The organism is Raineyella sp. W15-4 (assembly GCF_033170155.1).
Taxonomy (GTDB): Bacteria; Actinomycetota; Actinomycetes; order Propionibacteriales; family Propionibacteriaceae; genus Raineyella.
In genome coordinates this window covers 3,516,887-3,532,863 of record NZ_CP137079.1, presented here as the reverse complement: position 1 = coordinate 3,532,863, position 15,977 = coordinate 3,516,887, and the positions used below count along the sequence as shown (strand labels likewise).

At 72.6% G+C, this 15,977-nt stretch carries 11 protein-coding genes; 6 read left to right on the top strand and 5 right to left on the bottom strand.

Annotated features, from left to right (window positions below; genetic code table 11):
* Window positions 1–9: 9 nt before the first annotated feature.
* Both R0145_RS16320 and R0145_RS16315 read right to left on the bottom strand, forming a co-directional pair.
* Window positions 10–1,596: a glycosyltransferase family 39 protein gene (locus R0145_RS16320; RefSeq protein ID WP_317838007.1), complete on the bottom strand. Its 1,587-nt coding sequence runs from the start codon at window positions 1,594–1,596 to the stop codon at window positions 10–12.
* 99 nt (window positions 1,597–1,695) lie between these two features.
* Complete coding sequence (locus R0145_RS16315; protein ID WP_317838006.1) at window positions 1,696–2,286, bottom strand: TetR/AcrR family transcriptional regulator; 591 nt, start codon at window positions 2,284–2,286, stop codon at window positions 1,696–1,698.
* Window positions 2,287–2,442: 156 nt separating this feature from the next.
* Here R0145_RS16315 and R0145_RS16310 point away from each other — a divergent pair, with 156 nt between their 5' ends.
* The gene (locus R0145_RS16310) at window positions 2,443–3,882 is read left to right on the top strand and encodes an MDR family MFS transporter (RefSeq protein ID WP_317838005.1); all 1,440 of its coding nucleotides are present in this window, start codon (window positions 2,443–2,445) and stop codon (window positions 3,880–3,882) included.
* 34 nt (window positions 3,883–3,916) lie between these two features.
* Here R0145_RS16310 and pseC read toward each other — a convergent pair whose 3' ends face one another.
* A complete protein-coding gene (gene pseC, locus R0145_RS16305) occupies window positions 3,917–5,044 on the bottom strand; it encodes a UDP-4-amino-4,6-dideoxy-N-acetyl-beta-L-altrosamine transaminase (RefSeq protein WP_317838004.1) in 1,128 nt (375 codons plus the stop codon).
* A 3-nt stretch (window positions 5,045–5,047) separates the two neighbouring features.
* On the bottom strand, window positions 5,048–6,055 hold the full coding sequence (gene pseB / locus R0145_RS16300; RefSeq protein WP_317838003.1) for a UDP-N-acetylglucosamine 4,6-dehydratase (inverting): 1,008 nt from the start codon (window positions 6,053–6,055) through the stop codon (window positions 5,048–5,050).
* A 463-nt stretch (window positions 6,056–6,518) separates the two neighbouring features.
* On the opposite strand from pseB, the gene R0145_RS16295 reads away from it, so the two are divergent.
* From R0145_RS16295 to R0145_RS16275, 5 genes are all read left to right on the top strand, one after another.
* Window positions 6,519–7,622, top strand: coding sequence for a spore coat protein (locus R0145_RS16295; protein WP_317838002.1), 1,104 nt, complete (start codon window positions 6,519–6,521; stop codon window positions 7,620–7,622).
* Between the two features lie 92 nt (window positions 7,623–7,714).
* Window positions 7,715–9,412: an aldo/keto reductase gene (locus tag R0145_RS16290; RefSeq protein ID WP_317838001.1), complete on the top strand. Its 1,698-nt coding sequence runs from the start codon at window positions 7,715–7,717 to the stop codon at window positions 9,410–9,412.
* A 4-nt stretch (window positions 9,413–9,416) separates the two neighbouring features.
* Entirely contained in the window at window positions 9,417–10,688 is a 1,272-nt protein-coding gene (locus R0145_RS16285) for a glycoside hydrolase family 76 protein (protein ID WP_317838000.1), read from the top strand.
* Between the two features lie 167 nt (window positions 10,689–10,855).
* Window positions 10,856–12,934 (top strand): cytochrome c oxidase assembly protein, encoded by a 2,079-nt coding sequence (locus R0145_RS16280; protein ID WP_317837999.1) that lies wholly within the window; start codon window positions 10,856–10,858, stop codon window positions 12,932–12,934.
* Entirely contained in the window at window positions 12,931–15,318 is a 2,388-nt protein-coding gene (locus R0145_RS16275; protein WP_317837998.1) for a heavy metal translocating P-type ATPase, read from the top strand. The genes R0145_RS16280 and R0145_RS16275 overlap by 4 nt, the downstream gene beginning before the upstream one ends.
* 108 nt (window positions 15,319–15,426) lie before the next feature.
* Here the strand turns inward: R0145_RS16275 and R0145_RS16270 are convergent, their stop codons facing one another.
* Window positions 15,427–15,972 (bottom strand): hypothetical protein, encoded by a 546-nt coding sequence (locus R0145_RS16270; protein ID WP_317837997.1) that lies wholly within the window; start codon window positions 15,970–15,972, stop codon window positions 15,427–15,429.
* Window positions 15,973–15,977 lie beyond the last annotated feature (5 nt).

The following is a 15,977-nucleotide window of genomic DNA, read 5'->3' as shown; positions in this document are numbered from 1 at the left end:
GCTGCCCTCTCAGCCCTGGCCGGACCGCTCGAAGAGGGCCAGCCGGCCGTCGGAGGCGGTCCGTTCGAGGACCGGGTGGAAGCCCTGGGCCGCCAGCGTTGCCCGGTCCTCGTCGGGGATCCGGAACCCGACGTACCAGACCCGATCAGTCCCGGCGAGCTGCCGGGTCGCTGCGGAGAGCGGGACGATCGTGTCCCACAGCTGGTCCGTCTCGCGGTAGTCGCGGACCATGTTGACCGGTCGCAGCCCCGACATCGCCGCCGGCTGGGTGTGCACCAGCCCCAGGCTCTTCGGGTCGTCGACCGCGAGCGCGTCGCCGGGGAGTTTGTGCACCGCGATGTAGCGGCCGAAGTCCGCCCAGGCCGCCGACTTGGCGCTCTCCCGGTGGTAGCTGCGCCAGGCCCGGCCGGTCGCCCCTCCCCAGGCGAGCAGCAGCACCCCGGCGACGACCAGGGCCAGCCCGCGTCGGCCGCGCCGCCGGATCCGCTGCCCATCCCGCGGGGAGAGGAGCGGTGTGGGTGCGGCCGCCGCGACGCGTCCGGGGCGGGTGGTTCCGTGGCCGATCAGGCCCGCCACGGCACTGATCGCGACCGCGATCAGCAGGGCGACCGCCGGGTCGGACATCGCGGTGTAGCGGGCCAGGTACATCGGCGCGACGACGTACGATCCGGCGACCAGCAGGCCGGTCGGCAGGATCAGCCATCCGGCGACCAGCACCGCACCGCCCAGACCCTCCCGGTCCCAGCCGCCACTGCGCCGCCGGGACTCCAACCCGAGGACGACCAGGCCGGCCAGCACCAGGACCCAGGCCAGCACGTTCGTCAGCAGCGCCGCCGGCAGCCAGCTGCCGGCGAAGAACTGGTAGCTGAACGGCGCCACCGGGTCCGTCGCCGGGATCCACGACACCTGCGCATTCTGGGGCACCGCGACCCGCAGTAGCGGGACGGTCACGGCGGCGGCCAGGACGGTGACAGCCGTCCAGCGCAGCCGGGCCCGCCGGGTCATCGGCAGCGCGGCGACGGCGAACGGCAGCGCCACGAAGCACAGCACGGCGAACAGGAACACGTAGCCGGTCAGCGCCACCAGCACGGCGTACGCCGCCCACCATCCCCAACTGTCCCGCCGCGCCGCCGTGAGGAAGGCCAGAACGGTGGCGACGACGAGGGCCGTCACCAGGGCGTACGAGCGGGCCTCGGTGCTGGTCCAGATCACCCGCGGGACGAGGGTGAACACCAGCCCGGCGAGCACTCCGGTGGGCAGGTCGCGGAGCCGGCGGCCGAGCAGCACGAGCAGCCCGGCCGTGACGCCCACGGCGACCACCGACACGTACCGGTCGGCGGTCACGGTCGCCCCGAACACCAGCTGCCAGTAGTGGATCAGCAGGTAGTAGAGCGCGTGGACCGCGTCGACGTGACGGACCACCGCGAGGATCCCGGCCGGGTCCCGGCCCGCAGTCATCAGCGTGGCGGCCTCGTCCCGCCAGGGGACCGGCTCACCGACCCGGAACGCCGAGAACAGCGCCGCGACCACGGCCACCGCCAGCGCCGCCCACCAGGCGGCGCGACGGGACTCGAGGGAGGGCAGCCGCCGGAGCATGGGTCCGATCCTGCCAGGCGGTGATGAGCGGGGACTGGGAGAGCGTGTCCCTGGACGGGGAAGGTCACACAGCTGTTACGCGGCACCTGCAGCCGGAGCTCACCGTGCTCGTCGCGGGTCGGTGACGAGGGGCAGGAACACCGTGTCGACGATGTCGACGATCACCTCGTCGGGGATCGGCGCCAGATTCATGATCAGCTCATGGCGCATCAGCGCGTACGGAAGGTCCAGGACTCGCGGCGGTACCGGCGCCACCACCTCGCCACGGTCGACGGCGCGCTGAACGATGGTGACCATGAGCGGGGTGCTCTCCCCGAGCAGCTGCGCCCGGAACTGCGCCGGAGTGGTCTGTGTCTCGCCGAAGTAGGCGCCGAGGATCACGCTGAACAGGGCCGGGATGCTGTCGGCATAGCGCCGGCCGAATCCCCGCAGCAGGCCCAGCGTGTCCCCGCGCAGTGAGCCGGTGTCGGGGATCTCGGCCGACGCCCCGTACAACCGGTGACGCAGGACGGCGACCACCAGCGCCTCCTTGTCCGGCCATCGACGGTAGAGGGCGGCCTTGCCGGTCTGTGCCCGCTCCGCGATGGCCTCGAAGGTGAAGCCCGGGTAGCCGGACTCGATCAGCTGATCCCACCCCGCCTCGAGGATCGCGCCCTCCAGCGCCGCTCCGCGCCGCCTCGTCTGTGCCATCTCCACCACCCGGCTTTAGTCACGCTTGCGTTCTCTATCGTACGTGACTACGGTGGGGTTCACACACATTGTGAACGTAAGCGTTCCCTATTGGAGGTCGTGATGACACAGGCTCACACCCAGGCTTCGCCTGGTTCCCAGCCGATCGGGAGGTTGATGGCGGCGCTGCTCGTGGGTGGGATCACCCCGATCCTGGACGCGACGATCGTGGCGATCGGGCTGCACACCCTCACCGTGGCACTCGATGCCCCGGTGTCGACGATCCAATGGGTGAGCACCGGCTACCTGCTCGCCCTGGCCATCGCCATCCCCTTCGTCAGCTGGGCGCAGGCGCGGTTCGGCAGCAAGAGACTGTGGCTGTTCGCCCTCGGCCTGTTCGTGCTCGGCTCCGCCCTGTGCGCCTCCGCCTGGAACGCACCGTCCCTGATCGCCTTCCGCATCCTCCAGGGGTTCGCCGGCGGCATCATGTTCCCGCTCCTGCAGACCATCGCCATGCAGAGCGTGCCGGCGGAGTCGAGGACGCGGACGATGGCGAACGTGAGCCTGCCGATCGCCCTCGGCCCGATCCTCGGGCCGGTGCTCGGTGGGATCGTGCTCAACTGGCTCGACTGGCGGTGGCTGTTCCTCATCAACGTGCCCATCGGCATCATCGGCTGGATCCTCGCCGCCGTCTTCCTCACCGACGATGCGCCGGATCGGGACGCCCCCCGCGTGCGGTTCGACGTGTTCGGCGCCGCCCTGCTGGTGCCGGCCCTGGGCGGTTTGCTCTACGGCCTGTCCAAGAGCTACGACGCGGGTGGTTTCGGGCGCCCGGATGTGCTGATCCCCTGCCTCGGCGGCGCCGTCCTGCTGGTCGGGTTCGTGGTCTGGGCCGTACGCCGCGCCGGGGACGCGCTGGTCGACGTACGGCTGCTGGCGGTGCGCTCGGTGAGCGTCTCCTCCATCGCGCTCAGCTTCGCCGGCGCCGTCAGCTTCGCCGGGAACTTCCTGCTGCCGCTCTACTTCCAGGCCCTGCGCGGGAACTCGGTGCTGGACGCCGCGTTCCTGCTCATCCCCCAGGGCGTCGGCGCGTTCCTGGCCCGGCCGGTCGTGGGCCGGCTGGTCGACCGGTACGGGACCCGTGCGGTCTCGGTGGGCGGATTCCTGTTGATGGCCGCGGCGACGATCCCGTTTGCCTTCGCCGACTCCGGCACCAGCCTCTGGCTGCTGGGCACTGTCCTGTTCCTGCGCGGATTCGGCAACGGCATCGTCCTCATCCCGGTGATGACCGTCGCCTATGTCGACATCAGCCGCGACCGGATGCCCCACGCCTCCGCCATCACCCGCATCGTCCAGCAGCTCGGCGGCGCCTTCGGCACGGCCCTCGTTGCCGTTGTCCTCACCACGCAGACCACCCGGGTGCATCCCGCCGCGGGCTTCGACGCGGCCTTCTGGCTGATCGTCGCCTTCACCGTCGTCGCCGCCCTGGCGGCGCTGCTCCTGCCGACGAGATCAGCCACGCCGGCCCGGCTGTCCGGCGGAGCACGTACGGACGGGCCGGGCAGGGGCGAGCCGGCCTCCCCGGTCACGATCGCAGCCGAGGAGTCAGCGCGATGAACGCCAGCCGTGCCACGGGCCCGACCCCGGGGAATCAGGCCCCCAGGATCCCCCTGAGCACCTCGATCACCCGGTCCTGCTCGTCGTACGACAGCCGGGCGAACATCGGCAGCGAGATCTCCTCGCGGTAGTACTGCTCGGCCTTCGGGCACATCCCCCGCCGATAGCCGAGGTCCTCGAACACCGGATGCCAGTAGACCGGGATGTAGTTCACCTGCACCCCGATGCCGGCCTCGCGCAGCTTGTCGAAGACCTCACGGCGCCGCCCGCCGAGGATCCGCACCGGATACAGGTGCCAGGTCGGCTCCGCCCAGGACCGTACGGCCGGCAGCCGCAGCCCGTCCACCCCGGCCAGCGCCTCCCGGTAGCGGGCGAACAGCGCGGCCCGCCGCGCGGTGAAGTCCGCCAGCCGGCCCAGCTGGCTCAGCCCCAGCGCGGCGTGGACGTCGGAGAGCCGGTAGTTCAGGCCGATCGAGGGCACCTCGTACCACCAGGTGCCCTCATCCGGATGCCGATAGGTCGACCGGTCCCGGGAGACGCCGATCTTGTGGAACTCGTCGGCCCGCGCCGCCAGCATGTCGTCGTCGGTCAGCACCGCCCCGCCCTCGGCGGTGGTCATGTTCTTGGTCGGGAAGAACGAGAAGGTGGTCAGATCGGCCAGTGAGCCGACCGGCCGCCCCTTGTAGGTCGAGCCGACCGAGTGGGCGGCGTCCTCGACGGTCAGCGCGCCGATCCGGTGCGCGATCGCGGTCAGCCGGTCCATGTCGGCCGGCTGCCCGGCGTAGTCGACGGCGGTGATCACCGTGGTCCGCGTCGAGACGGCGGCTTCGACCGCGGTCGGATCGAGGTTGCCGGTGTCCTCCTCGATGTCGGCGAAGACCACGGTCGCCCCGCAGTGCATCGCCCCGGAGGCGGTCGCGACGTACGTCAGCGGGGTGGTGATCACCTCGTCGCCCGGGCCGATCCCGGCGGCGGCGTACGCCATGTGCAGCGCCGCCGTGCCGGACGTGCAGCTGACCGCATGGGCGGCCTGACCGCGGGCGGCGAGAGCCCGTTCGAAGTCCCGCACCCACGGACCGGTGGTGAGCCAGTCGGAGGTCAGCACCTCGGTGACGGCCGCGACGTCGGCCTCGTCGATCCACTGGCGCCCGTACGGCAGCATCGCTCAGTCCTCGGGGAGCGTCGGACGGTCGTCCGCCGGCAACATCGCGCGGATGTCGGCCACGCTGTACCACAGGTCGTTGGTGCCCGAGTCGAGCCGGAAACCCTCCGGCACCGGGACGCCGTCGGCCGGCGGCTGGTAGCCCCAGCTGGCCAGGTCGGGCTGCATCACGTAGCGGTCATCGCCCAGCCGCAGCACCCGGCGGCCCTCGTCGACCGAGATCATCTCCTCGTGCAGCTTCTCGCCGGGGCGCAGGCCGATGTGCTCGAGGGTGGCGCCGGGCACCAGCGCCTCGGCCAGGTCGGTCAGCTTCATCGACGGGATCCGCGGCACGTACAGCTCGCCGCCGCTCATCAGCTCGAAGCTGTTCAGCACGAAGTCGACCGCCTGCGGCAGGGTGATCCAGAACCGGGTCATCCGCTCGTCGGTGATCGGCAGCGGCTTGCCCTCCGCGCCCAGCTGGCGCCACTTCGGGATCACCGAGCCGCGGGAGGCCATCACGTTGCCGTAGCGGACCACCGCGAACCGGGTCGGGTAGGCGGCGGCGTAGTGGTTGCCGTTGATGAAGAGCTTGTCGGCGGCCAGCTTGGTGGCGCCGTAGAGGTTGATCGGGGAGGACGCCTTGTCGGTGGAGAGCGCGACGACCTTCTTCACCCCGGCGTCGATCGACGCCTCGATGACGTTCTGCGAGCCGATCACGTTCGTCTTCACGAACTCGTACGGGTTGTATTCGGCGGTGTCCACCTGCTTGTACGCCGCCGCATGGACGACGTACTCGACGCCGTGCATCGCCCGGTTGAGCCGCGGCAGGTCACGGATGTCGCCGAGGAACCAGCGCAGCCGCTTGTCGTCGTCGAACAGCTGGCGGCACTCGTACTGCTTGAGCTCGTCGCGGGAGTAGACCACCACCCGCTTCGGATCCACGTCGTTCAGCAGTCTGGTGATGAATGCCTTGCCGAACGAGCCGGTGCCACCGGTGATCAGGATCGACGAACCCGACAGAATGCTCACGAACGCTCCGGAGATGGTGGAGCGCGCCCTGCGCTCCGGGCTGATCCTGCGTGCCGTACGCAGCTCGCGGCGCACCCAGGGACTGGCGTCCCTCAGGCTAACACCCGGCCGGCGGCGGGGGCGTCGTGATGCGGAGGGCGGGCCCGTGTTCACGTCGAGCGGCGACCCGAGCCAGGGGTGCCGGAGCCGGGCCCGGACCGGCCAATGTGTCACCGGTCACACATGGTGAATCCAGGTCGGGTGCCGTCAAGCGTCCGGGTGGGGCGAATGTCCAAGTCGGGGCCCGGTTGGCGCCGATTTCGTTGCCCGCTGCACAGAAATGAAGCCGGCCCGCGCGCTTGGGGGGTGCGCACGGGCCGACTCCGTAAAGCTACAGCCCCTCCGGGGTCGGTGCAACACGCCCCGCGGGTGTGATGTTGCTCATACTTGTCGGTGGGGGTGGCCGGCTCACTAGGGTGGCCCCATGACGAACGATGACCGCCGGGTCGGGGTGCGCTGTGACGGGGGTCTGCGGATGGGGGTCGGTCACATCCTGCGTCAGCTCGCCCTGGCGGAGGAGTTCCGGGACCGTGGGGTCGGCGTCACCCTGCTCGGTCGGGTCGAGGGGTCTCCGCTGGTCGACCGGCTGCTCGCCGCCCACGACCTGGCGATGGTGCCGGTCGTAGAGGAGCCGGCGGCGCTGCTCACGGAGGTCCGCCGGCGCCGTCTGGGCGTGGTCGTGCTGGACGGCTACCAGTTGCCCGCCGATCTCGGCGTCGCGCTCCGTACGGCAGGGGTCCCGGTGGCGGCCATGGTCGACGGTTCCTTCGGGCTGCACCAGGACGCCGACCTCTACGTCGACCAGAACTTCGGGGCCGTACGTCCCGCCACGGTCCCCGCGGATCGCCGGTTCCTGGCGGGGATCGAGTACGCGCTGCTGCGTGACGTCGTCCGGTCCCGCCGGCCGGCGACCGCCGGGGCCGTCCGGTCTGTTCGGGCAGCCACCGGCGACTCCGGCACCGGTGCCGCCGACTCCGGTGTCGCCACCCCGGGCCGGCCGCGCCTGCTCTGCGTCTTCGGCGGCACCGATGCGTACGACGCGGCGCGCACGGTGGTGCCGCTGCTGCTCGGGACCGGCGCACCCATGGAGGTCCTCGTCGTGGCCGGCCGGGAAGAGGTCGCCGCGGATCTCGCCGCGCTCCTGCTGCGGCCGGGCCAGCGGCTCGACGTCGTGCCGCCGGTCGACGATCTGCCCGGGCTGGCGGCCGGCTGTGACGGCGTGGTGAGCGCGGCCGGGACCTCGGTCTGGGAGTTCCTCTGCCTCGGCCTGCCGACGGCCCTGGTCGCCGTCACCGCCAACCAGCGCGTCGGGTACGACGCGGTCCTCGACGCCGGGCTGGTTGCCCCGGTCGGGCTGCTCGACGACCTGCGGGCCGATCCCGCGGCGCGTGACGCGGCGTCGGAGCTGCTGGGACGGTTCGCCTCCGACGCCACCTGGCGGGTCGGGCTCGGCGCCCGGGGGGCCGCACTGGTCGACGGCGACGGCCGGGTCCGGGTGGCCGACGCGATCCTGGGGCTGATCGGCTGATCGGCCGCCGCGGCCCGGGCGCCGTTGTCGGCGGCCTGCCGTATCGTGACGGCTACGTCAGCCAGCAGGTCGATGTCAGCCAGGAGGTCCGCGTGCGCACCCGTGTCGTCATCCAGTCCCGCCTCAACTCGTCGCGGTTGCCGGGCAAGGCGATGATGATGATCGGCGGGATGCCCCTGATCGAGCTCGTCGCCCGGCGGGCCAGCCGGGGTGGCCACGAGGTCGTCGTGGCGACCAGCCGGGAGGAGTACGACCAGCGGATCGCCGACCACCTCACCCGGCGGGGCATCGAGGTGCTGCGTGGCCCGCTGGACGACGTGCTGGCCCGCTTCGTCGCGGCCACCGCGGACCTGGCCGACACCGATCGGGTGGTCCGGCTCACCGGCGACAACCCGGTGGTCGATGCCGAGCTGGTCGACGAACTCATCGGCGCGGTCGAGGCCTCCGACCACTCGTACGGCCGGATCGACCTCGCCCGGGTGCCCGAAGGGCTGGGGGTGGAGGTGTTCACCGCGGGCGACCTGCGCCGGGCCGCCGCCGAGGCCACCACGGCGTACGACCACGAGCACGTCACCCCGTGGATCCGCCGCAACCTCGGCGAGCTGCCGTACGCCCCCGAGGGCATCGCCTTCGACATCGTCGCCTACCGCTGCACCGTCGACTCGCTCGCCGACTATGTCCGGGTGGCCCAGCTCTTCGACCGGTACGCGGATGATCGGCACGGCGACGCCGTGGGGGTGTCCTGGCGCGACCTGGTCGCCGGCATCGCCCGCGAGGTCGAGCAGACCGGCCCGGCGCTGCCCCGGACCACCCGCGACGGCCTGACCCTGTCCCGGCTGTTGCTCGGCGCCTCCCCGCTCGGTCGGGACACCGGGGTGATCGAGCGGCACCGCCCGGACGCCGCCGAGGCTCGCTCGATCCTCGCCGCGGCGGTCGCCCGTGGCGTCACCCACGTCGTCACCGGCCGCGACGACGGCGACTCCGAGGCCGCGGTCCGGGGAGCGTACGACCCGGCGTTGCGCCAGCGGATCGGCGTGATCACCACCCTCCACCCGCTCTCCCAGGTGCCCGAGGACGCGCTGGCGTACGCCGTCGAGGGTTCGCTGGAGCGGTCGTTCGCAGAGCTCGGCCGCCGGCACGCCGATGCCGTGCTCTTCGCCTCCCCCGACGACGCCCTCTCCGGTGGGGGAGCGGCCTGGGCCCGGTTGCAGGCCTATCGGGAGGCGGGCGTCGTCGGGCGGGTCGGGGTGGTGGTGTCCGACCCGGCGCAGCTCGGTCGGATCGCCGGCCTGCCCGGGCTGGGCCAGCTCGCCGTCCCGCTGTCCCCGGTCGACCGGCGGGCCGAGCGGTACGCGGATGAGCTCGGCCGGCTCGCCGCGGTGGGGGTCGTCATCACCGTGCACGGGGTGTTCGGTCAGGGCGCGCTGACCACCCGTACGCCTCTCGCGTCGGCGTCGGCGTCGGCGTCGGCCGGCCCGGCCATGCTTGTCCCGGGTTCCACCGCGGCCGTGCCGCCGGACCGGCTCGCCGAGGCGGCGGCGCTGCGCACCGCCGTGGCCGATGCCGCGGTCGCGTTGGGCCGGGCCGACCCGGTCGACCTGTGCCTGGCCTACGCCGCGGCCCAGCCGTGGGTCACCGCCCTCGTCGTCGGGGTGGACACCGCCGAGCAGCTGGTCCGGGTGATGGAGCTCGCCGATCGCCACCCGCTGACCGGTGCGGAGCTGGAGCGCCTGGAGCGCCTCGTCCCGGTGGCGAGCGACAGCGTCTGCGCCTGGTTCGCGGAGGCCTGACACCATGCCCATCGCCGGGCCCCCGGCCGATCTCCCGGCGGGCACCTCGTGGGCCGCCCGGGCGGCCGCGGCGGAGCATTCCGTCGGTGGGCGTCACCTGCATCGGCCGTTGCTCGCGCCGTGGGCGCGGCTGGCCTGGACGGCGTACCCGCCGACCCTCTCGGTGCGGTCGTTCGTCTCGTTCCACTACTGGTGGCAGGCGCACGTCCTGGACTGCCTCATCGACGCCCAGCTGCGCGCCCCCACCCCGGCGCGCCGCCGGACGATCACCCGCTGGCCGGCGGTGATGGCACTGCACAACGGTGTCGGCTGGCTCAACGAGTACTACGACGACAACGCGTGGTTCGGCCTGGCGCTCGACCGGATGGAGCGTGACCTCGGCATCGTCGTCCCCGCCCGGTGGAGCCTCCGTCACCTCCGGGGCGAACGGCGCCGGGACGGTGCTCCCCGCGTGCTGGCGGTGGACCGGATCGTCGCCCGGCTGGAGGACGGCTGGGACGAGCATCCGCTCGGCGGCGGCATCCCCTGGCGGGTCGGGGACGTCTTCCGCAACGCGCCGGCCAACGGGCCGATGACCATCCTGATGGCGCGCCGCGGCCGGCTGGACCGGGCGCGCAGCGCGCTGGCCTGGATGCGTGAGCGCTATCCCGACCCCGCGACGGGCCTGGTGGTCGACGGCATCCGCCCCGACCCGTCCGGGACCACCCCCTGGTTGGTCGACCGCACCTTCTACAGCTACAACCAGGGCGTCCTGCTCGGGGCCGAGGTTGCGGTGCTGCGCGCCTCCCTCGACCGCGGACCCGCCGGCGCCGCGGACATCGTGGCCGCCGCCCGCATCCTGCGGCTGGTGGAAGCCGTCGATCGGTGGATGGCCGACGGGCACGTCCTGGTCGGGTACCAGGGCCGGGCCGAGCAGGGCGGCGACGAGGGACTCTTCCGCGGGATCCTCGCCCGTTACCTCGCCGTGGTCGCGACCGAGCTCCCGGGCGACACCGCCGACGCCCGGTCGGCCCGCCGGCTCGCCGCGACGCTGGTCACGACGACCGCCTCGGCGTCCTGGGAGCACCGGGCGCAGCAGGGCCGAGAGATGTGGTTCGGGCCCGACCCGCGGGTCCCGGCAAGAGTCCCCCGCCGGTCGGACCCGGTGGCCGCCGGCGCCTCGGCGGCCGGGGTGGGCTCCGCGGCGGTGCCGGAGCGGGACCTGTCGGTGCAGGTGGGAGCCTGGATGCTGCTGGAGGCCGCCGCGCGCTGCTCGGCGGATGGCTCCGCAGTGTGACGGGTCCGCCGCGCAGCGACCCCCGGGATCCACCGCCGGCCGATCGCGCTGGTCGGCCCCGCCCCGCTCCGCCCTGCGGCACGCAGCTCCGCCCGCTCGCCGGCAGGACAGGCCGAGGCACAGTGCCCCGGGGTAGCCTGTCCGAAGCCCGACCAGAAAGAGACGCCGTGTCCGCATCCCACCCCTCCGCCGCCCCAGGCGCTCCGGCCTCCCCGGGCACCTCGGCCCCCGCCACCGCGCTGGGACCGGTCGCCAGGGTGGCCGTCGGGGTCACGGCCCTCGCCGGGGTCGTCGGGATGTGGCTCGTCATGCACTACCTCGCCGGCCGCCCGCCGCTGCCCGCCCGGCCGGAGACCGACCCGTTCACCGGCTACGTGTCCGGTCTCGGCGATCTCGCCGCCCGGCTCGCCGCGCTGGCCACCCTCGGCGGCCTGATGGCGATCATCGGCTTCACCCCGGTCGTCGGCACCTACCGGCTCACCCCGGTCGGCGACCGGCTGCGCCGTTGGGTCGGCCGCGCGGCCCAGCTGTGGTTCTGGGCCTCGCTGGTGCAGACCGCGGCCAACGCGGCGTACGTGAACGGGGTGCCGCTGGCCTACGCCCTCACCCCGGGCACCTGGTGGACGTTCGTCACCAGCACCACCGCGGCGCTGGCCTGGTTCGTCTCGACACTGGTCGCGCTGGCGGTCGTCATCGTGGCCTACACCTCCCGGTCGTACGCCGCCTACCTGCTGCTCTTCCTCGCCGGCACCCTGGCCACCACCTTCGTCACCGCCACCGGCAACGTGTCGGTCGGCCAGAACCACGACTGGGCCACCGACTCCGCGATCTGGCTCTCGCTGGCCTGGGCGCCGCTGGCCGCCGCGGCGGTGGCCGTGGTGCTGCGGGCGAACGACCTCACCGCCCCCGACTCGGCGACCACCGCGGTGAATCGGCTGCGCCGCTACCAGAAGGCGGTGCCGCTGCTCCTGCTGATCACCGTCGCCGGCCACGCCGTCGTCGCCTGGCAGCAGCTCGCCGGCCACCCGATCACCGCCAGCGGTTACGGCCTGGCCACCCTCGGCATCTTTGCCACCCTCGCCCTGCTCGCGCTGAGCTGGCTGTGGCGACTGCTCCGTGGGGAGGCCGACCCGGCCCGGACCACCCCCGCGATCGCGGCCCGCTCGGCGCTGCGGGACGTGCTGATCGCCATCGCGTACGTCACCCTGCGCTCGGCCGAGAACCACCTGCCGCCGCCACGCTTCCTCATCCCGCAGTCGATCCAGGTGAACTACCTCGGCTACCAGGTCGACATCCCGGCGACCGCTGCCCGGATCGCCGCCCTCGGCCGGCCGAACCTGCTCTGGGTCGGCCTCACGATCCTCGCGCTGGCCGCCTACTACTGGGGTATCCACCAGGTCCGGGCCAGGGGCGGCCACTGGCCGATCGTCCGGACGTTGTTCTGGACCCTGGGCTGGCTGCTGGTGCTCTACCTCGCCACCGCCGGACTGTGGGAGTACTCCACGGTCCAGTACTCCTGGCACATGCTCGTCCACATGACGGTGAACATGCTCGTCCCGGTGCTGTGCCTGCTCGGCGGGCCGATCTCACTGGTCCAGGCCGCCGGCCGGCCGCACCCGAAGGGGCAGCTGCTCGGCCCGCGCGACGTCACGGTCGCACTGCACGACTACCGTCCGCTGCGCCGGGTGCTCAACCCACTAGTGGTCTGGGTGCTGTACGCCAGCTCGCTGTTCCTGGTCTACCTGACCCCGCTGTTCCCGTGGCTGATGCGCTACCACTGGGCCCACCAGCTGATGCTGCTGTGGTTCATGGTCACCGGCTACCTGTTCTTCGACATGGTCGCCGGCATCGACAAGTGGACGAACCTGCCGCACATCGGCCGGCTGGCGCTGGTCATCGGCGTGATGCCCTTCCACGCCCTGTTCGCGGTGTTCATCCTGCAGGCCTCCCAGCTGATCGGCGGGACCTTCTACCGGGCGATCGACATCCCCTGGATCCCCGACCTGCTGGCCGACCAGGTGGTCGCCGGGCAGATCACCTGGATCGTCGGCGAGGTGCCGCTGCTGATCGTGATCCTCGCGCTGAGCATCCAGTGGTTCCAGGCGGACTCCCGGGACGCCAAGCGTCTCGACCGGGCCCAGGACTCCGGCCTGGACGATTCCTTCGAGGTGTATAACGAGATGCTGCGGGAACTCGCCGAGCGTGATCGGGAACGCCGGATGGACGAACGGAAGCTGCCGCGGTGAGCACGGACATGACCTCGCCCGACTCGCTCGGCGTTCCCGCGGGAACGTACGACACTCCTCGGCCGGAGGGCGCCATCGGTGCCGGCGTTCCCGCGGGAACGTACGACGGCCTGGACCAGCGCCTGGAACTCGACATCTCCGGGATGACCTGCGCGGCCTGTGCGGCGCGGATCGAGCGCAAGCTCAACAAGATGGACGGCGTACGGGCCACCGTCAACTACGCCACCGAGCGGGCGGTGATCACCGGGCTGGGCACCGACCGGGCCGACGAGGCGATCGCCACCGTGCAGAAGGCCGGCTACGGGGCGGCCGAGGTCACCGAGGGCGAGGAGTCCCGGGGGGCCGACGACCGGGTGCGGATGCTGCGCAACCGGCTGATCGTGGCGGCCTTCCTCACCGTGCCGCTCGGTGACGTCGCCATCGTGCTGGCGCTGACCCCCCGGATGCGGTTCCCGGGCTGGGAATGGATGCTCGTCGCGCTGTCCCTGCCGGTCGTCTTCTGGGCCGCGCTGCCGTTCCACAAGGCGGCCTGGCGCAACCTGCGGCACGGCTCGACCAGCATGGACACCCTGGTCTCCCTCGGCGTGCTGGCCGCGTTCACCTGGTCGGTGGTGTCGATCCTGCTCGGCTCCCAGGACCGCGAGGGTTACTGGCTGATCTACGGCATCACCCCGACCGGGGCCGACTCGCTCTACCTCGAGGTCGCCTCCGCGGTGACCACCTTCCTGCTCGCCGGGCGCTACTTCGAGGCGCGATCCAAGCGCTCGGCCCGCAGTGTGCTCTCCGCGCTGGGGGAGCTGGCCCCGACGACCGTACGGGTGATCCGCGACGGCCACGAGACGGTGGTGCCGCTCGGCGACCTGCGGGTCGGGGAGCGGTTCCTGGTCCGGCCGGGTGAGCGGATCGCCACCGACGGGGCGGTCGTCGTCGGCCACTCCGCCGTCGACACCTCGATGATGACCGGTGAGCCGATCCCCGACCAGGTCACTGAGGGGGACCGGGTGCTCGGCGGCACCATCAACACCACCGGGGCGCTGATCGTCGAGGCCCGCCAGGTCGGTGCCCACACCCAGCTGGCCCAGATGGCGGCCACCGCCGAGCAGGCCCAGGCCCGGAAGGCCCGGGTGCAGACGCTGGTCGACCGGGTGGTGGCGGTCTTCGTCCCGACGGTGCTCGGCATCGCCCTGGTCACCCTCGCCGCCTGGTTCCTCTCCGGTGCCGGGCCACGCACCTCGTTCAGTGCCGCGCTGTCGGTGCTGATCATCGCCTGCCCCTGCGCCCTCGGCCTGGCCACCCCGACCGCGCTGATGGTGGGCGTCGGCCGCGGCGGCCAGTTGGGCATCCTGATCAAGGGCCCCGATGCGTTGGAGGCCAGCGGCCGGATCGACACCGTGGTGCTGGACAAGACCGGCACCCTGACGACCGGCCGGATGTCGCTGGAGCGTACGATCCGCGCCGCCGACGGCCCGGTGACCGATGACGCCGCGCTGCTGGCCCTGGCCGCCGCCGTCGAACGCCACTCCGAGCACCCGATCGCCCGCGCCATCGTCGAGGCAGCCGAGGACGCGCCAGGGCAGCCGAGGACCGGGACGGAGACCGTGCCCGCCGTCGGCGAGATCACCGAGGCGGCCGCACTGCCCGGCCTGGGCGCCCACGCCACCCTGGTGCGCGACGGCGCCGCCACTGAGATGCACATCGGTGCCCCCGCGCTGATGGCCGACCTGGGGGCGGTGCTGCCCGACGACGTTGTCACCGCCCTGGAGTCCGCCGCCGAGGACGGCCGGACCGGGGTCGTCCTCGCCGTGGACGGCCGGGTCGCCGGGGCCTTCGTCGTCAGTGACCGGATCAAGGAGTCGGCCGCTCCCGCGGTGGCCCGACTCCGGGCGATGGGGCTGCGTACGGTGCTGCTCACCGGCGACCACGAACGGGCCGCCCGGGCGGTCGGCGACCGGGTCGGCGTGGACGAGGTGATCGCCGAGGTGCTGCCGACCGACAAGGCGGCGACCATCGAACGGCTGCAGGCGGAGGGCCGGCGGGTCGCCATGGTCGGTGACGGGATCAACGACGCGGCCGCCCTCGCCACGGCGAACCTCGGGCTGGCCGTGGTCACCGGCACCGACGTGGCGATGAAGTCGGCGGACATCATCCTGGTCCGCAAGAACCTCGAGGTGATCCCGGACGCGATCGCGCTGTCCCGGCGTACGCTGCGGACGATCCGCGGCAACCTGGTGTGGGCGTTCGCCTACAACGTCGCGGCGATCCCGCTCGCCGCTGCTGGTCTGCTCAATCCGCTGATCTCGGGGCTGGCGATGTCACTGTCGTCGGTGTTCGTGGTGACGAACTCGATGCGGCTGCGGAAGTTCGAGGCAGGCCGTCGGCACTGAGCCCCGGCCGCTGGACGAGGACAACACTGGACGAGGACAACAGACACCGGGGAACCGTCCGCTGTGACCGAGCCCCGTCGGCTGTGCCGGTCAGCTCGGCTGTGCCGGTCAGCGTCGCCGCAACACCAGGATGGTGCCGCCGCCCAACGCCAGCACTCCGATCACGCCGACCGCCCACCAGGTGCCGCCGGTGCCGGCCAGTCCGGACCCCGCCTGCCCGGTCCCCGAGCCGACGAAGGTGTCGAGCTGGGTGGCGGCGAACCCCGGGGGCAGCGCCGAGGCGGACGATGACGGTGTGTCCGAGGACGTCGCCGTGGGCGTCGCGCCGACCGCGGGATATCCCGACTGGGGCGGCAGGGTGAGCGTGGGCAGTGGGGTCGGGGTCGGTGACTCGGTCGCCGTCGGGCTCGGTGTGGGGTCGGCCGTGTTCTGGGCTGCCGCTGTGTCCTGGCTCGTCCGTGTGTCCTGGGTCACTCGCGTGTCCGGCGCGACCCACCGCGCCGGGGGATCGTAGTTGGCCGAGTGGGGATTCCTGCGTGAGGGGTTGTCCCGGCCGGGATCGGCCGATGCCGGCAGCGCCGGCCCCGCGATCCCGAGCGTGACCACACCGAGAGTCACCGCCGACGCACCGAGGCGCCGCAGTGCCTGTCCCATCGCTG